Origin of the sequence: Brucella sp. 22210 (genome assembly GCF_052045675.1) — a bacterium.
Lineage (GTDB): Bacteria > Pseudomonadota > Alphaproteobacteria > Rhizobiales > Rhizobiaceae > Brucella.
On sequence record NZ_JBQEPD010000001.1, the window covers coordinates 126894 to 151347 of the forward strand.

Consider the following 24454-nt stretch of genomic DNA (forward strand, 5'->3'; position numbering starts at 1 on the left):
CTTCCCGCCCTTTTTCTTTGAACACAAGACGAAGCCCTGAAGCGGGGTCAGGTTCGAAAAGACATCTGACCTGTAGCAATACCGCACGAATGTTGCGTAAGCTCCATATAAAGCAGCATTTGCGGGCGTTCGGCGCGGTTAGGACTTGCGCTCATGATTGTGAGAGTTGTAATCCGACTGGAACAATAATGGGAACAAATGATCTAGCCGGGAAACAATCCGAACGGGCCTCGCCTGCCGGATAAACTCAAACCAAAACCGGTCGCGATTGGTGAAAGCCTTTTGGACAATTGACGGCGCAGCGCCTTGATGTCCGCAGGCTTGCGGATGATCTTATGCCGGAGTACCGGCTTCATCCTTGTCGATTGCGGCAAAGTACAAGGAATGTCGTTGTGAGTCAGATCGCCTTCTGGGGTGCGGTCGAATTAGGCCTCGTTTTCGCGTTTGTCGCCATCGGCGTCTATCTGGCGTTTCGCGTCCTCGACTTTCCCGACCTGACGGTGGACGGTTCGTTTCCGCTCGGTGCAGCGGTTACCGGCGTTCTGATCCTCGCTGGCCTCAATGAATGGCTAGCCGCGGCAATTGCCATGGTTGCAGGCGCTGTAGCGGGTCTTGTGACCGCAACGCTCAATGTGCGCTTCAAGATCCTCAACCTGCTTGCTTCCATTCTGACGATGATCGCACTTTTTTCGGTGAACCTCCGCGTGATGGGCCGACCGAATATCGCACTCATTAATCAGGACACGATGCTGAGCCCCTTCTTCGGCCATGGTATTCCCGAATATTATGTGCGTCCGGCCTTCCTGTTTGTACTTGTCGTCATCGCTGTCTTCATCGTCTGGCGCTTTCTGGAAAGCGACATGGGCCTCGCGATGCGTGCGACCGGCGCCAATCCCAAAATGGCGCGTGCACAGGGTGTACAGACTGACCGTCAGATCTATATCGGCATGGCACTCTCCAACGCGCTTGTCGCGCTTGGCGGCTCGCTATTTGCCCAGACCAACGGCTTTGCCGATGTTACCTCGGGCGTTGGCACCATCGTCGTCGGCCTCGCCGCTGTCATCATCGGTGAAACCATCCTGCGCACCCGTAATCTGCTGGTGATCCTGATCGGTTGCGTGCTCGGCTCGGTCATCTACCGCATCGCTATCCAGCTCGCGCTTTCCAATGGCGATACGTTCGGTCTGCAGGCTTCCGACCTGAACATTGCCACAGCGCTTCTCGTCACATTCGCCCTGATATTGCCGCGCCTGCGCCGCGGGGGAGCATCCGCATGATCGAAGTATCCAATCTCGATGTCGTCTTCGGTCGCGGCACTCCACTGGAAAAGCCGGTTCTGAACAAGATCAACCTGACCATGGATCGCGGTTCCTTCGTAACCGTCATCGGCTCGAACGGCGCTGGCAAATCCACCTTGCTCGGTGTGCTTGCAGGCGACGTCATCCCGACCGGCGGCAAGGTCGTGATCAGCGGCAAGGACGTGACCCGTAAATCTACCGCCGACCGTGCCGGTCTCGTTGCACGCGTGTTCCAGGACCCGCTGGCTGGCAGCTGCGGCACGCTGACCATCGAAGAAAACCTTGCGCTTGCCGCCTCCCGCGGCAAGAAGCGCGGCTTTACTCATGCGCTGAATTCCAACCGCCGCGAATGGTTTCGCGAGCGCGTGACAAGCCTCAATCTCGGCCTTGAAAACCGTATGCAGGACCGCATGGAATTGCTTTCCGGCGGCCAGCGTCAGGCGCTTTCGCTCATTATGGCAACGCTTGCCGGTTCTGAAGTTCTGCTTCTCGACGAACATACCGCAGCACTTGATCCGGGTATGGCGGAATTCGTCATGGAACTGACCCGCACGCTCATCACCGAAAACAAGCTGACGGCGCTGATGGTGACACATTCCATGCGTCAGGCGCTCGATTATGGCGACCGCACGATTATGCTGCACGGCGGCAAGATTCTGCTCGATGTTACCGGCGACAAGCGCAAGACCTTGGGCGTCGAAGACTTGATCGATATGTTCCGCAAAGTGCGCGGCCAGACGCTGGATGACGACGCTCTGCTGATCGAGTGACACGTCATCTGAAGCGGTTTTACAAAAGCCCCATGCTTGAAGAAAATGCCTCTACGGCATCAAGCATGGTGGCCACCGGAGCTTCCAGGCCAGATCGCCTCCAGACAACATAGATATCGCAGGGAATATTGTCTTCGGTGCTGCAAATGTCATCCACACCGAGGGCTGATGCTATCGTCTGCGGGATAAAGCCGACCCCGCCGCTGTTCCTCACAAGAGCGGCCATCAAGGCGTAGGATTCCGTTTCAACCACACCATAGGCGCCAATCGGCTGCGATCGTACCCAGTCGTCCACAAAATCCCGGTAGAGGCAGCTATTGCCGTGGCTATAGACCGGCACGGGCCCGTCCGTCGGCGAAGTTTCATTGCGCATGGGAACCAGCCGCTCTTTAAAAATCAAACGGCTATTCAACTCCGGCGTAACCACCGGACCATCGGAGAAAATCGCGTCATATTCGTGGTTGTAAAGCCCCTCCTCCAGAACTCTGGAATGGCCCCGGAAAACCTTTAGCCGGGCATAGGGCTGCTTCTGCATATAGTGCGGAATGAACAAAGGCAGATGATGGTCTATGACCACATCAATGGCGCCAATGCTCAGACTATGCTGCTGTGCGGAAGTTCTGAACGTCCTCTCCACCCGGCGGGCATTCTCAAGGATCGGATGAACCTCATCGTAATATCGCCGGCCAAAGGGCGTTATGATCAGGTTGCCCTTGTCTCGCACAAATAATGCATCGCTCAATAGTGCTTCCAGATCCTTCAGCATCTTACTGATGTTCGATGGAACACAAAACATCGCATCAGCCGCAGCCACGACACTGCCCAGCTCGACAACACGACAAAAGGCTTCTACGCGCCGTAAATTCATAGTGGTTTCTCAAAAAGTGAATGAATACGTTCTTTATAATTCACTTTTATAGAATTTCAAATTGATCCATATATTCGCGCAGATGAGGAACGAATATATCAAATGTTCTTTCGTCATTACACTTGAAAATTTAAAACTAATCCAGTTGGAAAATCAGGTAAGAAGATGATTACGCTTAATGTATTCTTCCATGTTCGCGAAGAAAGTAAAAAAGAATTTCTTTCCGTCTTGAATAACATGGTTTCGGAGTCGAACAAGGAAACGGGATGCGATTATTATCAGCTTTGGAAGAGCGATGATGACAGCAATATCTATGCATTGATCGAAAATTGGACAGATAGGGAATCTCTCGCACTCCATCAGAAGACGCCGCATTGGATTGCATTCAATGATGTCGTCAATTCCTTCCTGGTTCGGCCTTATGATGAAAACCATTACACCGCTGTTCCGCATTAATGCCTGAACAGTGAGGGATTGACCTCCACGAGCAGCCGCCTGTCTATGAAAGACAGGCGGCTGTTTCCAAGAAGCTCTCGATACAAACCAACCAGCCTGCGGTTCCATAAGCACTCGCATTACCAAATTTTGCATCCGAAACCGTGCAAACACAAAATGCGTTTCCCACTCCCCGCCCAAATGCTCTAAGAACGATTCATGGCGCAGAAAAAAGCAAATGAAGTCGATGGTTTCCTGAGCAGACCGAGCAGCTCGTTTCCGGTCGTGCTTCTCTATGGTCCGGACAAGGGCCTGGTGAGCGAGCGTGCACGCCGTTATGCCGAAGCGACAAAGTTACCGCTCGACGATCCTTTTGCTGTCATCCGTATGGAAGCCGACGAGATCGATGCCGATCCTTCTAAACTGGCCGATGAAGCGCGCACCATTTCCATGTTCGGCGGCACCCGCCTGATCTGGATCAAGAACGCGGCTGGACAGAAGAAACTGGCCGAAGCGATCAAGCTTCTAGCCACCGAACCGCCGCATGAAACCTTCATTCTTGTCGAAGCTGGCGACCTGAAAAAGGGCGTGGGGTTGCGTAGCGCTATCGAGAACGCTTCGGCGGGCATGGCGCTTCCCTGCTATACGGACGACGCACGCGGCATTGACGGCGTGATCGATGATGTGCTTGCGGAGTGGAAGCTGCAAATCACCCTTGATGGACGTCAGCTTCTTCGCGCCAGCCTTGGCGGTGACCGTCTTGCCACCCGTGGCGAGCTGGAAAAACTCTGCCTCTATGCACGCGGCAAGGAGCGTATCGATATCGACGATGTGCGCGAAGCTGTCGGCGACGTTGCAGGCCTGTCGACCGACGAGGTCGTGGATGCGGTTATTGCCGGTGATTTGCAACGTTTTGAAATCACGTTTGACCGCGTCGTGAAATCAGGCACAGCGCCGTTTCTGGTGCTGAACACCGCCATGCGGCAGTTCCAGCAGATACAGGCCCTGCGCTATATCATGGATACTGAACGCAAGAGCGCCTCGGTCGTGGTGGCCGGCGCAAGGCCGCCCATCTTTTTCAATCGTAAAAGGCTTATAGAAACGGCCATCGGACGATGGGGTGGCGAAAGCCTTTCACGAGTCCTGGAACGTCTCCAGCGTGCAGTTCTGGAAAGCCGCCAGAATTCCGCACTTGCCATTCCGATCATTCGGCAATGCCTGATGGCCATCGGTGTGGAAGCCATGCGCAATGCGCGGCGCTAACCGCCTTCGCGACTGCAAAACGTGAAACATTGCCACAAACAAAAACCCCGGTACTGCGATACCGGGGTTTTTGTTTTCTTTATCAGAAACACATCAGCTTTGAAGGCGACGGCAGATTTCGTCCAGCTGTTCCAGCGAGCTATAGCGGATCTTCACTTCGCCACCACGATCCCGATGGTTGATCTCGACCTTCATGCCGGTCACATCGGAGAGCAGCTTTTCAAGCGCCTTGGTGTCGGCATCTTTTTCAACCGGCGCAGTCTTACCCGGCTTCGGTTCCACACCGCCGCGCGCTTCGGCTTGAGCCAGCGCTTCCACCTGACGAACGGACAGGCCTTCCTTGACAATGCGCTCTGCCAACCCGGTCGGATTCTCCATCGTAATCAGGCTGCGCGCATGGCCTGCGGACAAAGCGCCATCGACAATGAAATCCTGCACTGGCTGCGGTAGCTTGAGAAGGCGCAGCGTGTTGGCAACATGGCTGCGGCTCTTGCCGATCACCTGCGCCAGATCGTTCTGCGTATACTCATGATTATCGATAAGCTGTTGATATCCTAACGCTTCTTCGACTGCGTTCAGGTCTGCGCGCTGAACGTTTTCGATAATCGCGATCTCAAGAGCAACACGATCATCCACATCGCGAACGATAACAGGAATCGTATCGACGCCTGCGCGCTGCGATGCCCGCCAGCGGCGTTCACCAGCGATGAGTTCAAAATGATCAGGCTGGCCCGGTGCCGGACGCACAACGATTGGCTGGACGACACCGTGTTCCTTGATCGACTGTGCAAGATCTTCAAGTTCAGCTTCCGCAAACATGCGTCGCGGATTGCGCGGATTGCGCGTGACAAACTCGATAGGCACATTGCGTTCGATTGGAACCGGCGCTTTGCGCTCTTCGACCGGACGGTCGATCTCACCAATCAGGGCAGCCAGTCCACGGCCAAGGCGCTTTTTTGAAGGATCGTCGTTCATCGTTCGGCAAATTCCTGCAATTGTTACGTAGTCGAATCGATAGGCTAGTGATTATGCGGCTTTTAATTGCCGCTCGCGCTGAATGACTTCGGACGCAAGCTGCAAATAAGCCTGACTTCCAGCACATTTCAGATCATAGAGAATGGCTGGCTTGCCATGCGATGGCGCTTCCGATACCCGCACATTGCGCGGAATAACAGTGCGATAGACCTTTTCACCCATGAAAGCGCGAACATCATCCACCACCTGAGAGGCGAGATTGTTGCGACTGTCAAACATTGTCAGCACAATACCCTGAATGGAAAGCTCTGCATTGATCGTCGACCGAACCTGATCGACGGTCTGCAACAGCTGGCTTAAGCCTTCCAGTGCAAAGAATTCACATTGTAGCGGCACGAGCACGGAGTCTGCAGCTGCCATCGCATTCAGCGTCAACAAGTTCAAAGATGGCGGGCAATCCACCAGCACATAGGAGAACCGATCAGAAACGCTTGAATCGAAACGCAGAGAGTCGCGCAAACGGCGCGTACGGTCTGCGGATTGGGCAATTTCCATCTCGATGCCCAACAGATCAAGCGTCGATGGCACGATAAAGAGATTGGGCACATCAGTCTGCATCGCAGCTTCCGGAACTGATGCCTCTTGCGTCAACACGTCATAAGATGACAGCGGACGATTGCGACGGTCGATCCCCAACCCCGTGCTGGCATTGCCCTGCGGATCGAGATCAACGATGAGAACTGTTTCGCCTATTGCCGCCAATGCTGTAGCCAGATTGATAGCCGTCGTGGTTTTCCCGACGCCACCCTTCTGATTTGCAATGGTTATGATCCTGGACATTTTGTTCATTACCGTCGCCCTGCCGCTTTCCAGATCTGCCAAATTCTCGGATTCAATTTGCTTTGCGTCGCAAGTTGCTGATTTCGAGGATGACCGAAGTCTGATCGATAGCACTTTGATGTTTTACCAGATCGAAATCCCAACCGACACGGCTTTCATCAATTTCTCTCTGGTAATCCCGACCTTTTTGGAAAAGCGCCTTGGCGCCGTCAACGAGCCAAGGCTCCGTCAAACCGAAAAGGTCATTCAATGAGGCGAGCGCTCGGGCGGTAACAACCTCCGGAGTCTCGATTTTTTCCCACATGGACTCGATACGAGCCGCATGAATATGGGCAGGAACATTCAAATGTCCGGCAGAAGTGCGTAGAAAAGCGGCCTTTTTGCCGGCACTTTCCACCAGATCGATACAACTACCCGGTCTATCTGCCAGATAACAGGCCGTCACGATGCCCGGAAATCCGCCACCGGAACCGATATCCAGCCAGCGTCTCGCGTCTGGAGCCAGCGGAAAAATCTGCGCGCTATCCAGAATATGACGGCTCCAAAGGTCTGCCAAAGTCGATGGAGATGCCAGATTGATCGCTTTCGACCACTTCTGGAACAGTTCTTCAAATGCGATCAGACGATCCACTGTTTCACGTGAAACAGCCGGATTGATCTGGTGAAGACTTTCGAAACGGCGATCCGCACTCTTACCAGCACTCACGCCGCGCCCTTCCCTTCCGCCAATTCAGTAGCGGCTTGACGGCGAGAACCGTGCTTCTTGATCTGCGCTATCAGCAAAGCCAAAGCGGCTGGCGTCATCCCGTCAACACGCTGCGCCTCGGCAATAGTCTCTGGCTTGCGCTGCTTCAGCTTATGCTTCAGCTCGTTGGACAGGCCGGAAATGGCATCAATGTCCAATCCAACGGGGATCAACAAGCGCTCTTCGCGCTCCATGACGGCGATATCAGTCTGCTGACGCTGCATATAGACCGCATACTGAGCCTCAATCTCCAGCGTTTCGCGGGTGATTGGATCAATAGATTCCAGCTCTGGCCAAATCAGATTCAAGCGCGCCAGATCAATATCCGGATAAGATAACAGATCATAAGCCGAACGACGAACACCATCATGGTTCAGATGCAGGTCATAACGGCTCGCGAGATTTGGCGTAATTGACAATGACTGCGTCAGTTCCCGCGCAGCAGACAGTGCGTTCTCTCGTTCAGCAAAGCGCCGCTTGCGCTCACTTCCCAGTATGCCAAGGCGATCCGCCAACGGTGTCAGACGCTGATCGGCGTTATCCGCGCGTAAAGAGAGGCGGAACTCTGCACGGGACGTGAACATACGATAGGGCTCACTTACGCCGCGCGAAGTCAGATCATCTACCATGACACCAATATAGGCTTCGGTTCGCTGGATGATGATTGGCTCATCGCCCCCTGCTCGCCTTGCGGCATTCAAGCCAGCAAGAAGACCCTGAGCGCCTGCTTCTTCATATCCGGTGGTTCCGTTGATCTGGCCCGCCAGGAACAAGCCACTCACCCGCCGCGTTTCAAGGCTGCGTTTCAATTCGCGCGGATCAATAAAGTCATACTCAATGGCATAGCCCGGCTGCAGCATGACTGCTCTCTCTAGACCTGGGATGGTCTTGAGAATTTCGAGCTGAACATCCTCGGGCAACGAGGTCGAGATGCCGTTTGGATAAACCGTATGGTCATCTAGACCTTCAGGTTCCAGGAATATCTGGTGGCCGTCACGATCACCGAACTTGACGATCTTATCTTCAACTGACGGGCAATAGCGCGGGCCAATACCTTCGATCGAGCCAGAATACATAGCCGACCGATGCAGGTTGGCGCGTATGATAGCGTGTGTTTCAGGCGTTGTTCGCGTAATTCCGCAATCAATCTGCGGTGTCGTAATGCGATCCGTCATCAAGGAAAACGGTACAGGGTTCTCATCAGCAGACTGGGTTTCGAGGCTCGCCCAATCGATGGTCCGACCATCGAGACGTGGAGGCGTACCAGTCTTGAGGCGTCCCAATGCGAAGCCAAGGGTCTTCAAAGTATCCGACAAGCCAAGCGCCGGGTTCTCGCCCATGCGCCCTGCTGGTATCTTCTTCTCACCAATATGAATGAGACCGTTCAGAAATGTACCTGTCGTCAGCACGATAGCGCCGCAGCTCAACAGCCGGCCGTCCGATAGGACCACGCCGGTGACATTGCCATCATCGGTCTTGATATCGAACGCACCACCCTCGACAACCGTCAGGTTCTCTTGCGCACCTATGAATTCCTGCATCGCAAGCCGATACAGTTTGCGATCAGCCTGCGTGCGCGGGCCGCGAACGGCTGGTCCTTTACGGCGGTTCAACAGACGGAACTGGATACCTGCCTTATCGGCAACACGACCCATCAAACCGTCAAGCGCGTCGATTTCGCGAACGAGATGGCCCTTCCCCAAGCCACCAATGGCAGGATTGCAGGACATGACGCCGATAGTATCGAAGCGATGAGTGACCAATGCAGTGCGTGCGCCGGCTCGCGCAGCAGCCGACGCGGCTTCACAGCCTGCATGACCACCACCGACAACAATAACATCGAAGACTGTAGATTCAGCCGAACTCATTCTTGCATCCTTTGGATTAGGAGACAGCTTTTGCCATGAATGCGTTTGAAACGGAAGGATAAAAGCGTAACAGCCGATCAATTAAAAGCGTTCAGGGCCGCTGACTCATGAAGGATGATTGGAGTCAACTATCATCACCAGATTCCACAGATGTTTCACGTGAAACATTCAAACGGGATTTTGCTACCCGGTGGCGAGATGTTTCACGTGAATCACTCATTTGCCGATACAGAATTGAGAGAAGATTACGTCGAGGATCTCCTCCACGTCCACGTCACCGGTGATACGTCCTAGATACTGTGAGGCTCGGCGCATATTCTCAGCCCGTAATTCCAGCGGAAGATCGTCTCGCTCTGCGGCAGTTTCAATTTCAGTAAGTGTCGAACGAAGCAAATTGATATGGCGCTGTCTTGTGGGAACAGCGTCATTGATCTGGCCGATTCGTTCTTCCGCGAAAGACTGGAGTGCGGCTAGAAGCTCTTCCAATCCCGAACCGTTCTTGATCGATATTTGGAAAGTCCAGGGCGCCTGCTGGTTATTCGTTAGATCAGCCTTTGTGCCAATACGCCAAATCTCAACGTCAGCTTCGTTCAATGCCACATCAATCGGATCGTTCATATCTTCCAATAGAAGAATGAGGTCAGCTTCTGATGCCCTTTCGCGGGCTCTTTCAATACCGATCTTCTCGACTGCGCTTTCAGTCTCACGCAATCCGGCTGTATCAGTGACATAAATCGGGATGCCGTTCAGGTCGAGTTTGACTTCCAGAAGATCGCGGGTCGTTCCAGCTTCATCGGATATGATCGCCACTTCGCGCCCAGCAAGAAAGTTCAACAAACTGGATTTGCCCGCATTCGGTGCACCGGCAATCACCACATGCAAACCATCTCGAAGCATGGCTGCGCGCTTACCGCTGGCAATATGCTGCTCAATTTCCTTTTGTAGCTCTTTCAGGGATCGCCATACCTGATCAGAAACCGAGCCTGGGACATCACTCTCATCAGCAAAGTCGAGTTCAGCTTCAATGAAGGCCCGCGCGCGAACAAGTCTCTGCCGCCATTCCGTATAGAGTTGACGTTGCGCGCCGGAAGCCACTTGCAAGGCAAGACGTCGCTGACCTTCGGTCTCAGCCGCGATGAGATCTGCCAAACCTTCTGCAATTGTCAGATCCATCTTACCATTGGTGAAAGCACGTCGGGTGAATTCACCAGCCTCGGCAATACGGCAGCCCACTATTTCGCCCAGTTCCTGCAGCAGTTTTTCAACGACGGCTATTCCGCCGTGCAGATGAAATTCGACACAGTCTTCGCCTGTAAAACTATGCGGTCCGGGGAAGAAGAGTGCTAATCCACGATCAATCGCGTCTCCATTTCGGGAACGGAATGTCTTATAGGCTGCATATCTAGGTTCAATGCTGGCGCCTAGAATCGTTTCGATGATGAATCGAACTTTCGGGCCAGATGCGCGCACGACAGCAACACCAGACGGAAGCCGCCCGCTGGACAGGGCAAATATCGTATCGTGATGCACAGCGGTGTCGTTCATTGCGTTTCCTGACCTATATCAATCTTGCCAAGAGGATTGAAATTAAGCTCAGTGCATATTCATTCAAACGCTGAAAGGGAAGCCTCATGACGGATATCAGCAGAAACAGGCTGTCTGCGGAACCCAGCGCCTATCTGCGCCAACATTCGGATAACCCTGTTCATTGGCAGCCTTGGGGAAAAGAAGCCCTCGACGCAGCACGTGAGTTAAACCGCCCTATCCTGCTTTCGATAGGCTATGCCGCCTGTCACTGGTGCCATGTCATGGCGCATGAATCGTTCGAAGATGCTGATGTCGCTGCAGTGATGAACGAGCTGTTCGTGAATGTGAAGGTCGATCGCGAAGAACGACCGGATATCGATCAGATCTATATGGCCGCGCTTGGCGCGATGGGACAGCAAGGCGGATGGCCCTTGACCATGTTCCTGCGACCTGACGGAAAGCCCTTCTGGGGCGGCACCTATTTTCCGCCCCACGCACGTCACAACATGCCGGGTTTTGTCGATGTCTTGAAGGCCGTGAATAATCTCTGGCAAGGTGATAAAGAAAAAATTAATCATAATGCAGAGGCTGTGTTCGATCATCTGGAAGGTCGGCTCGCCGCGCAGAATGCCGCCACTCCGAATGAAATCGCGCGCTTTGATGATGTGACGCAACGGATCAGTGGTCTTATTGATCCGGTACGCGGCGGTATCGAAGGCGCCCCTAAATTCCCTAATGCTCCATTCATGGACGCGCTGTGGTTATCCTGGCTCTATAATCACGACAGCGATAACAGGGACAAGTTTATCCTCTCATTGAAGACCATGCTGCAAGGCGGCATCTATGATCATCTCGGCGGTGGTCTTTGCCGCTACAGCACGGACGCCGACTGGCTCGCGCCGCATTTTGAAAAGATGCTCTATGACAATGCCCAGCTGATCCGACACGCCAATTATGCCTTTGCAGTAACGAAGGATGATTTGTTCCGCATACGAATCGAAGAAACCATTGATTGGTTAGTCCGCGAAATGCGTCTGCCGGACGGAAGTTTCACATCCAGTCTGGATGCCGATAGCGAAGGCGAAGAAGGGAAATTCTATGTCTGGAGTGAGACAGAGATAGACAGCGTTTTGGGAGAGGATAGCCAGGCGTTCAAGACGTTCTATGGCGTTTCCCCGGGAGGAAACTGGGAAGGCCATACTATTCTGAACCGTTTACATGACGTGGATGCTGATGCAGCGCTAACGCCGTCGATACGGGGCGCCAAGGCAAAGCTCTTCGCACAGCGTGAAACACGCATTCGCCCAGGACGCGATGATAAGGCGCTGACAGACTGGAATGCACTTGCAATCCGTGCGCTTGCAGAAGCCGGACGAAGCTTCACCAAACCGGAATGGGTGACATTGGCGGTCGAAGCCTATCAGGCGATCATGATGCCATTCCGGGCTGGGAAAATGGCGCATTGCCGTATGGAGGATCGACTGGTCTACCCTGCCCTGTCGACTGACTATGCCGGCATGATCAATGCCGCGCTGGCGCTTTATGAAGCAAGTTCAGACCGGAGCTACATTGATGACGCTCAGAAGCTCAAACAGGCGTTGGATGACCACCACCGGGATGCTTCCGGTAATTACCGTCTATCCGCGCTGGATGCCGACGATGTCATTCTTCACGCCTATGGCGATTATGACGAGGCTATCCCCAGCGCAACCAGCCAGATCATCGAAGCGCTGACGCGGCTTTTCCTCGCAACCGGTGACATGACGCTTTATCGAAGCAATGAGACGTTGATCGAGGAAGCGCTTGGGCGTGCATTGGCGCAGCAATATGGTCAGATCGGCATATTGAATGCAGCACGCATGGCTGCCGAACCGCTATCTCTTGTCATTGCCGCGCCGTCCCATCAAGATGAGCTTGTTTCGATAGCGAATCGAAATCCGGATCCGCGTCGTCTCGACAAAATTATCAGTTTCACGCCGGATGCGGTGATTGAACTACCTACAGGCGGTACTGCCCGGACCGAAAATCCATCGGCATGGCTCTGCAAAGGACAGGTCTGTCTGCCGCCGGTGGAAAGCGGCGATGCATTGCGCATTCTTCTGACAAGCGGAACGTGACCGACAAAAAAAGCCACGCTGGAAAACCAGCGTGGCTTTTGATTAGGGCATTTCCAGCAAAACTGCGAAGCGCCTACGCGGGGAAATCAGTCCACTGGACTGATTTCTGATCCCGCTTCGATGCGTAGGATAATGCGCGAAAACAAAAAGCCGCAAGAAGCTTAGGTGTTCATCGAATCGAAGAACTCACCATTGCTCTTGGTCTGCTTGAGCTTGTCGATAAGGAACTCGATCGCATCGGTCGTGCCCATCGGCGCGAGGATACGACGCAGAACGAAGATCTTCTGCAGATCGGCGCGCGGAACGAGCAGATCTTCTTTACGCGTGCCGGACTTGAGAATGTCCATGGCCGGGAAGATGCGCTTGTCTGCAACCTTGCGGTCGAGAACGATTTCCGAGTTACCCGTACCCTTGAATTCTTCAAAGATCACTTCGTCCATACGGCTGCCGGTATCGATCAGCGCGGTCGCGATGATGGTGAGCGAGCCACCTTCTTCGATGTTACGCGCAGCACCGAAGAAACGCTTCGGACGCTGGAGTGCATTGGCATCCACACCACCGGTCAAAACCTTACCGGACGACGGAACAACCGTGTTGTAGGCGCGGCCAAGACGGGTGATCGAGTCGAGCAGGATCACAACATCGCGTCCATGTTCAACTAGACGCTTGGCCTTTTCGATGACCATTTCAGCGACCTGCACGTGACGCGCTGCCGGTTCGTCGAAGGTTGACGAAATGACTTCGCCCTTCACCGAACGCTGCATGTCGGTCACTTCTTCCGGACGTTCGTCGATCAGAAGAACGATCAGATAGCATTCCGGATGATTGGCGGTGATCGAGTGTGCAATGTTCTGCAGCAGAACAGTCTTACCGGTACGCGGCGGAGCGACGATCAGACCGCGCTGGCCCTTGCCGAGCGGTGCAACCAGATCGATGACGCGCGGCGACAGATCCTTGGAGGTCGGAACTTCCAGTTCCATCTTGAAGCGCTCATTCGGATAGAGCGGCGTCAGATTGTCGAAGTGAACCTTGTGGCGAATCTTTTCCGGGTCTTCGAAATTGATCGAATTGACCTTGAGAAGCGCAAAATAGCGCTCGCCTTCCTTCGGGCCGCGGATCGGGCCTTCAACCGTATCGCCGGTCTTCAGCGAGAAGCGGCGCAGCTGCGAAGGAGAAATATAAATATCGTCGGGGCCTGGCAGATAATTGGCATCGGCGGAGCGCAGGAAGCCAAAACCGTCCTGCAGCACTTCGACAACGCCTTCACCGATGATCTCGACATCCTGCGAAGCCAGCTTCTTGAGAATCGCGAACATCAGTTCCTGCTTGCGCATTGCGCTCGCATTTTCGACTTCAAGGGTTTCGGCGAAAGCAAGCAGCTCGACCGGTGTTTTATTTTTTAGTTCTTGTAGTTTCATTTCCTGCATGGATGAGGAACTCTTTTGAAATATAAGGAGAAAATGCAGTTGTTCGGAAAGTTGGTCAGCTGGTGGGCTGGACCGGCATCGAAGGCCTGCGATCAGGAAGGGAAGAGGCTTTCTTCTTACCGATTTGCGATATGAAGAGCAAGTCACATGTAGTGACCGCAGATAAATTCTGCAACGGGAAAATGGCAGAAACCCGACAAAGCGGGTTTCTTTTCATTCAAAAATGCAATCAAAAAGGTTTTACGATCACCAGAATGACGATCAGGACCATCAGAATGGTTGGCACTTCGTTAACGATTCGCCAATGCTTTGCCGGTTTGGTGTTTTTGTCTTCTGCGAAAAGGCGCGTCGCTTTCGAAAGATAGCCATGCATGCCGGACATCAGCACAACCAGCAGCAGCTTGGCGTGCAGCCAGCCGCCCTGGAAGCGGAAGATTTCCCACGCCATCCACAGACCGGCAATCCAGGTTACAGCCATGGCCGGGTTGATGATGAAATGCAGCAGTCGCTTTTCCATCACCTTGAAAGTCTCGGAAGCTTCAGAGCCCGGCTTTGTCGCGCAATGATAGACGAACAGTCGTGGCAGATAGAGCATGCCAGCCATCCAGGCGATAACAGCGATCACGTGAACCGCTTTCACCCACAGATAGGCATCGGTTGGATTCACGTGAAACAATGCCCAGACGCCAAGCACTACAATCACGAGCGCTGCGATCATGCGGATATAGGCAGCCTTGGTGCTGCTCTTCGACGATGGCTGGCTCACGATTTTTCTCCACGAATACGATCAATCATGCGCTGGACGTTCTCGACAGGCGCTTGAGGTGTAATTCCATGTCCGAGATTGAAGATCAGCGGGCCTTTCCCCAGACGTTCGAGGATTGCATCCACGCCTTCATCAAGTGCGGAACCGCCCGCAACAACGCGTAATGGATCGAGATTGCCCTGAATGGCGCCATCTTCCTGCAAAGCGGCGGCGAAATTGAGCGGAACCGACCAGTCGAGGCCGAGCACATCAACGCCGGTCTTTTCGCGGTAGCCCGCATAAAGCATCCCTGCCCCTTTCGGGAAACCGATGATGCGCGCTTCGGGATAGACGGCGCGAACTTTCTGAACAATCCGCGCCACCGGCTGGATGCAGAACCGCTCAAAGCAATCTTCGTCCAGAACACCCGACCATGAATCGAAAATCTGTACGGCGTCTGCGCCTGCGTCCAGCTGTTCGATAAGATATTCGGCTGACACATCAGCCAGATCATTCAAAAGCTTTTCGAAGGCTTCCGGGAACCGATAGGCGAAAAGACGGGCGGGGGCTTGATCCGGTGTGCCATGACCGGCGATCATATAGGTCGCAACGGTCCAGGGAGCGCCACAGAAGCCGAGCAGCGTCGTTTCATCGGGCAACTGCTCGCGCAGCAGCCGAACCGTCTCGTAGACCGGCTCCAGCCGTTTGGCGACACCTTCCGTCTCAAGCCAGAAAATCTCGTCAGCGTCGATAGGGGTCATCAATGGTCCCTTGCCCTCTTCAAAGCGAAGGTCGCGCCCAAGGGCGTGAGGGATGACCAGAATGTCTGAAAAGAGAATGGCTGCATCAAAGCCATAACGGCGGATTGGCTGAAGCGTCACTTCGACAGCCAGATCGGGCGAATAACACAGATCGAGAAAGCTCCCTGCCTTCTTTCGTGTCTCGCGATATTCCGGAAGGTAGCGACCGGCCTGACGCATCATCCAGATGGGAGGTGGAAAGACCGCTTCACCGTCGATCACTCTCAAGACTTTGCGTTTCATCTGATTTTTATCCGCCCTGTTGGTTGACTGATCCGGTTTTGGTTTGAAGTTATCCAGTCCGGTTCTCATAAAGAAAGGATGATTCAGGAATCTTTTGATTCTTAGAGTCTGTTGGAATCGGGGATTAAGGTCTGTCCCGGTTTTCCCCACAGTTCCGAAATTGCCAACTTACCTTGTGCAATTTTTCGTCGCCAGTCTGACGGAAAACGCAAAAAACTCAATTCCCTCTTTTAATATAAAGGGTTACCAATTGACGCAGTTCATGTGCTTTTGTGGAAAAGCTGGGAATTATTGCGAGGTTTTTCGAAATTGCGAGTCTTGTCCACACATGTTGATGGCTGCTTCGCACATGTTCGCCCGCTGTGGATGACTTGCCAATTTTTCCACGGCCTGCCATGGCTTGTGGACGAAGCCTCGGCCTTACGCACAGCCGTCAACAGGAGGGCAACAAAACTGTGACCAGAACGCTTTCCTACTTTCATCTCCATCTGATTTCTGATGCGACCGGAGAGACTCTCCTCGCAGCCGGACGCGCGGCGGCGGCGCAATATGCCAATGCGCGGGCCATCGAGCATATTTATCCACTGATCCGCACTGAAAAGCAGCTGCGCAAGGTGCTGGAAGGGATCGATGCCGAACCGGGTATCGTTCTCTATACGATTGTCGATCAGAAACTGGCCGCGATCATCGATGAGGCCTGTGCGGAAATGGGCGTTCCCAGCGTTTCGGTGCTGGAACCGGTGCTGAACACGTTCCAGTCTTATCTGGGTGCCCCCGCGCATCGCCGCGCCAGCGCGCAGCATGTGCTTAACGCTGATTATTTCCGCCGGATCGACGCACTGAATTTCACGATGGAGCATGATGACGGACAGTTGCCGCTCGATATCGAGGAGGCAGACGTCATTCTGGTCGGCATTTCGCGCACATCCAAGACGCCAACCAGCATATATCTCGCCAATCGCGGCGTGAAGGCGACCAATGTTCCAATCGTTTTGGGCATTCCCGTTCCTGAAGTTCTGTTCACGGCCAAGCGTCCGCTGATCGTCGGGCTGGTTGCGACCGCCGAGCGGATTTCGCAAATCCGTCAGAACAGACCGCTCGGCAGTGTGCCGTCGCTTGATACAGGTCTTTACACAGACCGGGTGTCCATTTCCGAAGAACTGGCCTTTGCGCGCAACATCTGCAACAGACATGGCTGGCCGATCATCGATGTGTCGCGCCGTTCCATCGAGGAAACGGCTGCCGCCATATTGGCGCTTTTGCGCACCGGGAAGAACGAAGGATTTCAATCATGACGACCAGGCTCATTCTTGCTTCCAAGAGCCCTTTTCGCTCGGCGCTGTTGAAAAATGCCGGGATCGAGTTTTCGGGTGAAAGCGCCGATATCGATGAGCGCGCCGTCGAAGCGCCGCTTTATGAAACGGGCGCAACGCCGGAAGAAGTGGCGCAGGTTCTGGCTGAAGCCAAGGCGCTCGATGTGAGCGAAAAAAATCCGGGCGCTATGGTGATCGGTTGCGACCAGACCTTGTCGCTTGGTGACGAGATTTTCCACAAGCCCGCCAATATGGAAGCAGCGGGGCGTCAGCTTTTGCAGTTTTCAGGCAAGACGCACCAGCTCAACAGCGCGGTGGTTCTGGTAAAAGACGGCGAGACCCTGTGGCGTCATGTTTCGGTTGCGCGCATGACTATGCGCAAGCTCGATCCGGCTTTTGTCGGGCGCTATCTCGGCCGGGTTGGCGACAGCGCGCTTTCCAGCGTCGGCGCTTATCAGGTGGAAGGTCCGGGCATCCAGCTTTTCGAGAAGATCGAAGGCGATTATTTCACGATTGTCGGCCTGCCGCTACTGCCGCTGCTTGCCGAACTGCGCAAGGAACAACTCATCGATGGCTGATACGATTTCCGTGACGGGGCCGAAGGCTTTTGTCACCGGCTTTCCCATCAAACATTCGCGGTCGCCGCTGATCCATGGATTCTGGCTGAACGCACTTGGCATTGACGGCTCTTACGAGCCGATTGAAGTGAAACCGGAAGATTTTGCCGCTTTCGCCGCATCTTTAGCCGAAAATGGCTTTGCGGGCGGCAATGTGACGATCCCGCATAAGGAAGCTGCCCACGCGGCAGCCGATAGTCTGGATGCGGCTGCAACGGCCATCGGCGCGGTCAACACGCTGTGGTTTGAGGACGGCAAGCTTCGCGGCGGCAATACGGACGCCTATGGTTTCGCGGCCAATCTCGATGATTATGCGCCGGGCTGGGACAATGCGGATACGGCGCTTGTGCTGGGTGCAGGCGGCGCGAGCCGAGCCGTCATTCACGCGCTTTTGTCGCGCGGCTTTTCGAAGGTAACAGTTGTCAATCGTACAGCCAGCCGGGCTGAAGAACTGGCGACGCATTTCGGTGCCGCCGTTTCGGCATCTGGCTGGGACGGCGCGCAGGATCGCGTTGCCGATGCCGGGTTGATCATCAACACCACGTCGCTCGGAATGAGCGGACATGACGACGATGGCGGTTTTCCGCTCGATCTGCGTGTCGCTTCAAAAGGCGCCATCGCGACAGATATTGTCTATGTTCCGCTGAAAACGCCTTTTCTGAAAGGCGCAGAAGAAGCTGGTCTCAGGACCGTGGACGGGCTTGGTATGTTGCTGCATCAGGCGGTTCCGGGTTTTGAACGCTGGTTTGGCCAAAAGCCAGAGGTGACGGCGGCGCTTCGCGAGCATATTCTAGCGGATATGGCAAAGGCTGGCGCTCTATGATCATTCTCGGACTGACAGGCTCCATCGGCATGGGAAAAACCACGGCGTCCAATATGTTCGCCGAGGCGGGTGTGCCTGTTTACAGCGCCGACGATGCCGTCCATCGGCTCTATTCAGGCCGCGCCGCGCCGCTGATTGAGGCGGCGTTTCCCGGAACGGTGGCAAATGGCACTGTGGACCGTGAAAAGCTCTCGGCTGAGGTCATCGGCAAGCCGGATGCCCTGAAGAAGCTTGAGAGCATCGTGCATCCGCTTGTGCGTGAGGAAGAAGAAGCGTTTCTGCGCGAGGCGGAAGCGCAAGGCTCGGCCATCGCTTTGGTCGATATTCCGCTGCTGTTCGAAACCGGCGGTGAAAAGCGTGTGGACAGGATTGTGGTTGTGTCTGCTCCTGCCGATATTCAGCGCGCGCGCGTTCTGGCGCGGCCCGGCATGACGGCAGAAAAGCTCGACGCCATTCTCGCCCGGCAGACACCGGATGCGGAAAAGCGCGCTCGCGCCGATTTCGTGCTCGATACCAGCGGCAGTTTTGACAATTTGCGTCAGCAGATAACGACGGTTATCCAGAAATTGAGTGGAAAGCCAGCTGTCGCGACCGAATAGCCGTATTGGTCGTGCTATATGGTTTTAGATAGTTTTCTGAGAGGTTCTTCAATGCGCGAGATCGTTTTCGATACCGAAACCACTGGTCTGGAAAGACTGGAGGATCGCGTGATCGAAATTGGCGGCGTGGAACTGATCAACAAGTTTCCCACAGGCCGCACGTTCCACAAATTCATCAATCCGCAGGGCCGCCAGGTGCATCCCGAGGCCTTGGCGGTGCACGGCATCAGCAACGAGCAATTGCTGGACAAGCCGACTTTTGCGGAAATTCTGGACGAGTTTCTCGAATTTTTCGACGGCGCCAAACTGGTGGCGCACAACGCCATGTTCGACCTTGGCTTCATGAATGCCGAGCTTGAACGGCTTGGGAAGCCGGAAATCGCTGTAGAACGCATTGTGGATACGCTGGCGCTGGCGCGCCGCAAACATCCGATGGGTCCGAATTCACTCGATGCGCTGTGCAAGCGCTACGGCATCGACAACTCGCACCGCACGCTGCATGGCGCATTGCTTGACTCCGAAATTCTGGCGGAAGTCTATATAGAGCTGATCGGCGGCAAGCAGACGGCGCTTGGTTTAAGCATGGATGGCGGCCCGAACAGCAGTGGTGCATCGGACGGTGGTGCAGCGATTGTGCTGGCGGCGCGCCCTGCCCCGCTTAAAGCCCGCATCAGCGAAACGGAACGTGCAGCCCACACGGCGCTCGTGGACGGCATGGGCGACAAGGCGATCTGGAAAAAATACTCGGCCTGAGAACCTGATAGTACGAAATGAAAAAGCCTGGCCTTACAGCCGGGCTTTTCGTATTGGAAAGCAATAAAGCTTAGCTCTTGACGGCAGCCTTGGCCTGTTCTTCAGCCATACGCTGCTGGAACATCTGCGCGAAATCGATCGGGTCGATCATCAGCGGCGGATAGCCGCCATTGCGCGTTGCGTCAGCAATGATCTGGCGTGCGAACGGGAACAGCAGACGCGGGCATTCGATGAACAGCAGCGGCAGCATGTGCTCCTGCGGAATGCCCGAAATGCGGAAAACGCCGCCATAGACCAGTTCCGTGTTGAACAGAACGTCCTTGCCGTCCACAGCCTTGGCTTCCAGCGTCAGCACAACGTCGAAATCCGTTTCGGAAAGCGGATTGGCGTTCACATTCACATTGATGTTGATCGAAGGCGCCTTTTCACGCGGACGCAGCGACAGCGGCGCGCCCGGGCTTTCAAAGGACAGATCCTTCACATATTGCGCCAGAATGTTGAGGGACGGCTCGGCGGTCGCGCCGTTGCCATTCTTTACTTCGCCCGCAGCCTTATCGCTCATTATCGGTATGCCTTCTTTTCGGTAATTAAACTCGTTGCCCCAAAAGGCTGGTGTGCTTGGCTAGCATGCGAGCGAGCATGAGGCAAGAAAGGCTTTCAACGTTAGCTATTGCTGCTGTTAGCCGTCTTTGCGCTCGCCTTTCCATGGCGAATTGTCATTCGGCTTGGTCGTATAGTCTTCCGGATCGAGATCGATGACACGATCTTCGCGCCGGTTCGGACTGGACTGCTGATACTGGCTATAGCCTTCCGAATAACGCGCCGATGTGGCGACAACCATGCGACCGCGCACGAATTTTTCCCAGACAATGTCGCGAATGAACGGGATGAAGAACAAAATGCCGACGGTGCTGGTCACAAAGCCGGGCACGATCAGCATGATCGCAGCCAGAACCAGCATGGCGCCATGCACCATTTCACGATCCGGAACGCGGCCTGCGGCCGTTTCCGTGCGGATACGCTGAAGAAGGCCGATGCCCTGCACGCGCAGCAGGAAAAAGCCCAGCATGGCGCTCAGGATCACCAGACCCAGTGTCGCGAAGACGCCGATATGGCTGCCGACGATCACAAAACCGGCGATCTCGATGAATGGCATTGCCAGCATGACGAGAGGGGCGAAAGAAGACGACACGTGAGTCAGGACCTTTTGTTGTTTGGTTGATGTTCCGAACATAGTGACAAATGTAGCTTTTTCAGGTTCGGAACGAAATTGAAACTGTCTATCATGAAATATCAAATAGGTACGCGTGATCGGGATTTGAATGATTGCGCCTGCCGATCTATATGTATGAAACAGAAATTCACGATTGGAAGGGATTTGACGCCCTCTCCTTCAATCAACGGCAGGCGGCATGGAATTTTTCGACTTCGGCACGATCTTCTTCTTCATCGCAGCGGTGATCATTTTTCTCCAGCTGAGGAGTGTTCTTGGCCGCCGTACTGGAAATGAAAAGCCGCCCTTCGATCCCTATACATCGGCCAAAAGCGCCGACAATGCCGCGCCTGCCGGGTCGGATAGTGACAATGTCGTGGCTCTGCCGCGCCGCGCCGGTGAAAAAGACTTCACGGCAATCGACAAGATTGCTGCGACCGGAACACCGATCAATGACGGTCTGCGGGCGATCTATGCCGCTGATCCTACCTTCGAACCGGCCCGTTTCGTCGATGGTGTGAAGATCGCCTATGAAATGATTGTGATGTCCTTTGCCGATGGCGATCGCAAAGTTTTGAAGAATCTTCTGTCCAAGGAAGTCTATGAGGGCTTCGTTTCGGCCATCGAGGAACGCGAGCAGCGTGGCGAAAGCGTGCGCTCTTCCTTCGTGGGTATCGAGAAGGCGGAGATTGCAGCTGCCGAAATGAAGGGCTCGGAAGCGCATGTGACGCTGAATATCGTCAGTCAGATGATTTCGGCAACGCTCGACAAGGACGGCAAGCTGATTGATGGCGACCTCGAAAACGTCGTCGAGATCAAGGATTTGTGGACTTTCGCCCGCGATACGCGCTCGCGTGATCCCAATTGGAAGCTTGTCGCAACCGAAGCGGAAGATTAAGAGAAGGCTTAAGAATCGGGCCGCTGATTTCAGCGGCCTTTTTGTTTGTACTTGATAGAGCCGTTCCTTTTTAAAAGCGGAAACGTCGGAACTGCTCTATCAATTTGTTTTCACCGCATTTCCTTCGCAAAACCGTTTCACACTTTTGCTGGAAATGCTCTAGACGGATGCGGCTGTGAGCGACTTGGCGAGGATTTTCCGCCCGGTGGGTTTTTCCGATTGCCCCGGCTGGGACCGGGACGATCAGGCTCCCGCATTTGCTGCTTTTCGCCGTTCCGCCGATTATGCGGCGCAACAGACCTATCTTAGCGGCAGCCTTGGCATCAGCTTCGAGGCTTTGCAAGCGGCCTTTGCCGCGGCACGGCATCTCGATAATCCCGATACGATTGCCGCCCGCGCCTTTTTCGAACAGCACTTCGTTCCGTGCCGCATCGTTCCGGAACAGGAACAGGGCTTTGTGACCGGCTTTTACGAGCCGGAGATCGAAGCATCCCGTATCGCGGATGACAGATTTACCGTGCCGTTTCTCAGAAAGCCGGACGATCTCGTCAAAGTGACGGATGAGAACCGCCCCGCCGGTTTTGATCCATCCTATGCGTTTGCCCGTCAGACGGAAGCCGGGCTTGTCGAATATGACGACCGCCGCCAGATCGAACGGGGCAGCCTTTCCGGGCGCGGGCTGGAGATTGCCTTCGTTGCCGACCGTGTGGATGCGTTTTTTGCTCATGTTCAGGGTGCAGCCAGACTGAAGCTCACCGATGGCGGCATGATGCGCATTACCTATGCCGCCAAGGCGGGCCATCCCTTCACGGGCATTGGACGTATTCTCGTCGCCAATGGAGAAATTCCGGCAGCGGATATTTCCATGCAGACAATCCGCCGCTGGCTGAAGGATCATCCCGCCAAGGCGGATGCGCTGATCTGGCAGAACCGGTCCTATATCTTCTTCCGGGAAGCCCCGGTGGATGATGTTGATGCGGGCCCGATTGCCGCTGCCAAGGTTCCGCTGACGGCGGGCCGGTCGCTGGCCGTTGACCGGCTGTTGCACACATTCGGCACACCATTTCATGTCGATGCGCCGACTGTGACTGTTTTCGATGGCGCGCCTTTCGCGCGGCTGATGATCGCACAGGATACTGGCACGGCCATTGTCGGACCGGCACGCGGCGATCTGTTTGCCGGGTCCGGCGATGCGGCTGGCGAGATTGCTGGTGGTATCAAGAGCGCTGCGGATTTCTACGCGCTTGTGCCGCGTCATCTGGTGGGAGCGTGACCATGGCGCGCGACACCGATAAAACCGGCAAGGATTATCTGCGCCCGGAAGACCGTATTCTCTGGGAAACGGTCGCCAAGACCGCAAAGCCTTTAACGCGACAGAAGCCTGTCGCGGAAGAGCTGCCTGACTTCAAGACACTGATGGCGGAAGAAGAAAAGCGTCCCGCTCTGAAAGTGCCGCAGGCTTCCAGTGATGAAAGCGCCAAGCCGAAAAAGGGCCTGTCGTCGCTCAGTGAAATGCAGATCAAGTCGCTGGATAAGCCGACTCATCGCAAGATTGCCAAAGGCAGGGTCGATATTGAAGCGCGGATCGATCTTCACGGTCTCACGCAGAATGAAGCGCATGGCCTACTCTATAGCTTTCTGGTCAGCGCCCATGCACGCGGTTTGCGGCATGTGATGGTGATCACCGGTAAGGGGCGCTCTTTCGGCAGTGAAGGCATCTTGCGCCAGGCGGTGCCGCACTGGTTTTCCACGCCGCTGTTCCGGCTTCTGGTCAGCGCTTTTGAAGATGCCGCGCGCCATCATGGCGGTCACGGCGCGCTTTATGTCCGGCTGCGCCGCCAGACCCAGCAGAACTTGCTCGGCGGCGGCTTGGGCGGAGGCAGGCAGCAGCGATGACCCCGTTCGGTAAGCGATTGCGGGAACTGCGTGAAGAGCGCGGCGTGACGCAGAAAGATATGGCGGCGGCGCTGCGCGTTTCGCCCGCTTATCTGTCGGCTCTTGAACATGGCCGGCGCGGACAGCCAACCTGGGATCTGCTTCAGCGCGTCATCACCTATTTCAATATCATCTGGGATGAGGCGGAAGAGCTGCAAAGCCTTGCGGCTGTTTCGCATCCGCGTGTGGTAATCGACACATCAGGCCTGTCGCCGCAGGCGACGGAGCTTGCCAATCTTCTGGCGCGCAATATCCGCATTATCGACAAGGAAACCATCAAGCGCCTCAGCGATGATATTGAGACGGCGCGCAAGCGCCGTCGCGGGATCATTCCGAAAAGCTGAATTGGTTCTTGCGCATTGCCTGCGCACTTTTGCTGGAA

General features: G+C 54.8%; 25 protein-coding genes. 14 read left to right on the top strand and 11 right to left on the bottom strand.

Features of this window, described 5'->3' with window-relative positions; genetic code table 11:
* The first annotated feature begins 392 nt into the window (after positions 1-392).
* Both ACTJKP_RS00630 and ACTJKP_RS00635 read left to right on the top strand, forming a co-directional pair.
* Positions 393-1277, top strand: a complete 885-nt coding sequence (locus ACTJKP_RS00630; protein WP_440629350.1) for an ABC transporter permease — start codon at positions 393-395, stop codon at positions 1275-1277.
* A complete protein-coding gene (locus ACTJKP_RS00635; RefSeq protein WP_440629351.1) occupies positions 1274-2068 on the top strand; it encodes an ABC transporter ATP-binding protein in 795 nt (264 codons plus the stop codon). The genes ACTJKP_RS00630 and ACTJKP_RS00635 overlap by 4 nt, the downstream gene beginning before the upstream one ends.
* 19 nt (positions 2069-2087) lie before the next feature.
* Here the strand turns inward: ACTJKP_RS00635 and ACTJKP_RS00640 are convergent, their stop codons facing one another.
* Positions 2088-2936 (bottom strand): LysR family transcriptional regulator, encoded by an 849-nt coding sequence (locus tag ACTJKP_RS00640; protein ID WP_440629352.1) that lies wholly within the window; start codon positions 2934-2936, stop codon positions 2088-2090.
* A gap of 165 nt (positions 2937-3101) precedes the next feature.
* Between ACTJKP_RS00640 and ACTJKP_RS00645 the strand changes: the two genes are divergently transcribed.
* Together ACTJKP_RS00645 and holA are read left to right on the top strand one after the other, a co-directional pair.
* Positions 3102-3392 carry a putative quinol monooxygenase gene (locus ACTJKP_RS00645; protein WP_440629353.1) on the top strand — a complete coding sequence of 97 codons (291 nt, stop codon included), beginning with the start codon at positions 3102-3104 and terminating at the stop codon, positions 3390-3392.
* A 198-nt stretch (positions 3393-3590) separates the two neighbouring features.
* Positions 3591-4634, top strand: a complete 1044-nt coding sequence (gene holA / locus ACTJKP_RS00650; protein ID WP_440629354.1) for a DNA polymerase III subunit delta — start codon at positions 3591-3593, stop codon at positions 4632-4634.
* Positions 4635-4727: 93 nt separating this feature from the next.
* Here the strand turns inward: holA and ACTJKP_RS00655 are convergent, their stop codons facing one another.
* From ACTJKP_RS00655 to mnmE, 5 genes are all read right to left on the bottom strand, one after another.
* Positions 4728-5609 carry a ParB/RepB/Spo0J family partition protein gene (locus ACTJKP_RS00655; protein ID WP_440629355.1) on the bottom strand — a complete coding sequence of 294 codons (882 nt, stop codon included), beginning with the start codon at positions 5607-5609 and terminating at the stop codon, positions 4728-4730.
* Between the two features lie 51 nt (positions 5610-5660).
* Entirely contained in the window at positions 5661-6458 is a 798-nt protein-coding gene (locus tag ACTJKP_RS00660; RefSeq protein WP_078337617.1) for a ParA family protein, read from the bottom strand.
* Positions 6459-6501: 43 nt separating this feature from the next.
* Complete coding sequence (gene rsmG, locus ACTJKP_RS00665) at positions 6502-7155, bottom strand: 16S rRNA (guanine(527)-N(7))-methyltransferase RsmG (RefSeq protein ID WP_440629356.1); 654 nt, start codon at positions 7153-7155, stop codon at positions 6502-6504.
* Positions 7152-9062 carry a tRNA uridine-5-carboxymethylaminomethyl(34) synthesis enzyme MnmG gene (mnmG, locus tag ACTJKP_RS00670; RefSeq protein WP_440629357.1) on the bottom strand — a complete coding sequence of 637 codons (1911 nt, stop codon included), beginning with the start codon at positions 9060-9062 and terminating at the stop codon, positions 7152-7154. The genes rsmG and mnmG overlap by 4 nt, the downstream gene beginning before the upstream one ends.
* Before the next feature lie 216 nt (positions 9063-9278).
* Positions 9279-10607 (bottom strand): tRNA uridine-5-carboxymethylaminomethyl(34) synthesis GTPase MnmE, encoded by a 1329-nt coding sequence (gene mnmE, locus ACTJKP_RS00675; protein WP_440629358.1) that lies wholly within the window; start codon positions 10605-10607, stop codon positions 9279-9281.
* A gap of 86 nt (positions 10608-10693) precedes the next feature.
* Here mnmE and ACTJKP_RS00680 point away from each other — a divergent pair, with 86 nt between their 5' ends.
* Positions 10694-12706, top strand: a complete 2013-nt coding sequence (locus ACTJKP_RS00680) for a thioredoxin domain-containing protein (protein WP_440629359.1) — start codon at positions 10694-10696, stop codon at positions 12704-12706.
* A 161-nt stretch (positions 12707-12867) separates the two neighbouring features.
* Here the strand turns inward: ACTJKP_RS00680 and rho are convergent, their stop codons facing one another.
* The 3 genes from rho to hemE form a co-directional block, all read right to left on the bottom strand.
* Complete coding sequence (gene rho, locus ACTJKP_RS00685) at positions 12868-14133, bottom strand: transcription termination factor Rho (protein ID WP_109370019.1); 1266 nt, start codon at positions 14131-14133, stop codon at positions 12868-12870.
* Between the two features lie 229 nt (positions 14134-14362).
* A complete protein-coding gene (hemJ, locus tag ACTJKP_RS00690) occupies positions 14363-14851 on the bottom strand; it encodes a protoporphyrinogen oxidase HemJ (RefSeq protein WP_440629621.1) in 489 nt (162 codons plus the stop codon).
* A gap of 44 nt (positions 14852-14895) precedes the next feature.
* Positions 14896-15921 carry a uroporphyrinogen decarboxylase gene (gene hemE / locus ACTJKP_RS00695; protein ID WP_078337623.1) on the bottom strand — a complete coding sequence of 342 codons (1026 nt, stop codon included), beginning with the start codon at positions 15919-15921 and terminating at the stop codon, positions 14896-14898.
* A gap of 455 nt (positions 15922-16376) precedes the next feature.
* Here hemE and ACTJKP_RS00700 point away from each other — a divergent pair, with 455 nt between their 5' ends.
* From ACTJKP_RS00700 to dnaQ, 5 genes are read left to right on the top strand one after another with little or no spacing between them, the layout of a single operon-like run.
* On the top strand, positions 16377-17216 hold the full coding sequence (locus ACTJKP_RS00700) for a pyruvate, water dikinase regulatory protein (protein WP_138784113.1): 840 nt from the start codon (positions 16377-16379) through the stop codon (positions 17214-17216).
* Positions 17213-17812, top strand: a complete 600-nt coding sequence (locus ACTJKP_RS00705) for a Maf-like protein (protein WP_440629360.1) — start codon at positions 17213-17215, stop codon at positions 17810-17812. Before ACTJKP_RS00700 ends, ACTJKP_RS00705 begins: the two co-directional genes overlap by 4 nt.
* Positions 17805-18674, top strand: a complete 870-nt coding sequence (locus ACTJKP_RS00710; RefSeq protein WP_440629361.1) for a shikimate dehydrogenase — start codon at positions 17805-17807, stop codon at positions 18672-18674. The genes ACTJKP_RS00705 and ACTJKP_RS00710 overlap by 8 nt, the downstream gene beginning before the upstream one ends.
* On the top strand, positions 18671-19273 hold the full coding sequence (gene coaE / locus ACTJKP_RS00715; RefSeq protein WP_440629362.1) for a dephospho-CoA kinase: 603 nt from the start codon (positions 18671-18673) through the stop codon (positions 19271-19273). Before ACTJKP_RS00710 ends, coaE begins: the two co-directional genes overlap by 4 nt.
* A gap of 51 nt (positions 19274-19324) precedes the next feature.
* Positions 19325-20026 (top strand): DNA polymerase III subunit epsilon, encoded by a 702-nt coding sequence (gene dnaQ, locus ACTJKP_RS00720; protein ID WP_078337628.1) that lies wholly within the window; start codon positions 19325-19327, stop codon positions 20024-20026.
* Positions 20027-20096: 70 nt separating this feature from the next.
* Here the strand turns inward: dnaQ and secB are convergent, their stop codons facing one another.
* Entirely contained in the window at positions 20097-20588 is a 492-nt protein-coding gene (secB, locus tag ACTJKP_RS00725; RefSeq protein ID WP_078337629.1) for a protein-export chaperone SecB, read from the bottom strand.
* Between the two features lie 117 nt (positions 20589-20705).
* Positions 20706-21218, bottom strand: a complete 513-nt coding sequence (locus tag ACTJKP_RS00730) for an FxsA family protein (protein ID WP_440629363.1) — start codon at positions 21216-21218, stop codon at positions 20706-20708.
* Positions 21219-21438: 220 nt separating this feature from the next.
* On the opposite strand from ACTJKP_RS00730, the gene ACTJKP_RS00735 reads away from it, so the two are divergent.
* The 4 genes from ACTJKP_RS00735 to ACTJKP_RS00750 all read left to right on the top strand — a co-directional run bounded on the left by ACTJKP_RS00735 (position 21439) and on the right by ACTJKP_RS00750 (position 24416).
* The gene (locus tag ACTJKP_RS00735; protein ID WP_440629364.1) at positions 21439-22137 is read left to right on the top strand and encodes a Tim44/TimA family putative adaptor protein; all 699 of its coding nucleotides are present in this window, start codon (positions 21439-21441) and stop codon (positions 22135-22137) included.
* 175 nt (positions 22138-22312) lie between these two features.
* A complete protein-coding gene (mltA, locus tag ACTJKP_RS00740; protein ID WP_440629365.1) occupies positions 22313-23410 on the top strand; it encodes a murein transglycosylase A in 1098 nt (365 codons plus the stop codon).
* Between the two features lie 2 nt (positions 23411-23412).
* Positions 23413-24033 (top strand): Smr/MutS family protein, encoded by a 621-nt coding sequence (locus ACTJKP_RS00745; protein WP_440629366.1) that lies wholly within the window; start codon positions 23413-23415, stop codon positions 24031-24033.
* Positions 24030-24416, top strand: coding sequence for a helix-turn-helix domain-containing protein (locus tag ACTJKP_RS00750; RefSeq protein WP_078337633.1), 387 nt, complete (start codon positions 24030-24032; stop codon positions 24414-24416). The genes ACTJKP_RS00745 and ACTJKP_RS00750 overlap by 4 nt, the downstream gene beginning before the upstream one ends.
* Positions 24417-24454: the final 38 nt, after the last annotated feature.

Excerpts from the sequence above, each read along its gene's own strand:
- ACTJKP_RS00635 (WP_440629351.1), top strand. The coding sequence starts at position 1,274 with ATGATCGAAGTATCCAATCTCGATGTCGTCTTCGGTCGCGGCACTCCA.
- ACTJKP_RS00640 (WP_440629352.1), bottom strand. The coding sequence starts at position 2,936 with ATGAATTTACGGCGCGTAGAAGCCTTTTGTCGTGTTGTCGAGCTGGGC.
- ACTJKP_RS00645 (WP_440629353.1), top strand. The coding sequence starts at position 3,102 with ATGATTACGCTTAATGTATTCTTCCATGTTCGCGAAGAAAGTAAAAAA.
- holA (WP_440629354.1), top strand. The coding sequence starts at position 3,591 with ATGGCGCAGAAAAAAGCAAATGAAGTCGATGGTTTCCTGAGCAGACCG.
- ACTJKP_RS00655 (WP_440629355.1), bottom strand. The coding sequence starts at position 5,609 with ATGAACGACGATCCTTCAAAAAAGCGCCTTGGCCGTGGACTGGCTGCC.
- ACTJKP_RS00660 (WP_078337617.1), bottom strand. The coding sequence starts at position 6,458 with ATGAACAAAATGTCCAGGATCATAACCATTGCAAATCAGAAGGGTGGC.
- mnmG (WP_440629357.1), bottom strand. The coding sequence starts at position 9,062 with ATGAGTTCGGCTGAATCTACAGTCTTCGATGTTATTGTTGTCGGTGGT.
- mnmE (WP_440629358.1), bottom strand. The coding sequence starts at position 10,607 with ATGAACGACACCGCTGTGCATCACGATACGATATTTGCCCTGTCCAGC.
- ACTJKP_RS00680 (WP_440629359.1), top strand. The coding sequence starts at position 10,694 with ATGACGGATATCAGCAGAAACAGGCTGTCTGCGGAACCCAGCGCCTAT.
- rho (WP_109370019.1), bottom strand. The coding sequence starts at position 14,133 with ATGCAGGAAATGAAACTACAAGAACTAAAAAATAAAACACCGGTCGAG.
- hemJ (WP_440629621.1), bottom strand. The coding sequence starts at position 14,851 with ATGATCGCAGCGCTCGTGATTGTAGTGCTTGGCGTCTGGGCATTGTTT.
- hemE (WP_078337623.1), bottom strand. The coding sequence starts at position 15,921 with ATGAAACGCAAAGTCTTGAGAGTGATCGACGGTGAAGCGGTCTTTCCA.
- ACTJKP_RS00705 (WP_440629360.1), top strand. The coding sequence starts at position 17,213 with ATGACGACCAGGCTCATTCTTGCTTCCAAGAGCCCTTTTCGCTCGGCG.
- ACTJKP_RS00710 (WP_440629361.1), top strand. The coding sequence starts at position 17,805 with ATGGCTGATACGATTTCCGTGACGGGGCCGAAGGCTTTTGTCACCGGC.
- coaE (WP_440629362.1), top strand. The coding sequence starts at position 18,671 with ATGATCATTCTCGGACTGACAGGCTCCATCGGCATGGGAAAAACCACG.
- dnaQ (WP_078337628.1), top strand. The coding sequence starts at position 19,325 with ATGCGCGAGATCGTTTTCGATACCGAAACCACTGGTCTGGAAAGACTG.
- secB (WP_078337629.1), bottom strand. The coding sequence starts at position 20,588 with ATGAGCGATAAGGCTGCGGGCGAAGTAAAGAATGGCAACGGCGCGACC.
- ACTJKP_RS00735 (WP_440629364.1), top strand. The coding sequence starts at position 21,439 with ATGGAATTTTTCGACTTCGGCACGATCTTCTTCTTCATCGCAGCGGTG.
- ACTJKP_RS00745 (WP_440629366.1), top strand. The coding sequence starts at position 23,413 with ATGGCGCGCGACACCGATAAAACCGGCAAGGATTATCTGCGCCCGGAA.
- ACTJKP_RS00750 (WP_078337633.1), top strand. The coding sequence starts at position 24,030 with ATGACCCCGTTCGGTAAGCGATTGCGGGAACTGCGTGAAGAGCGCGGC.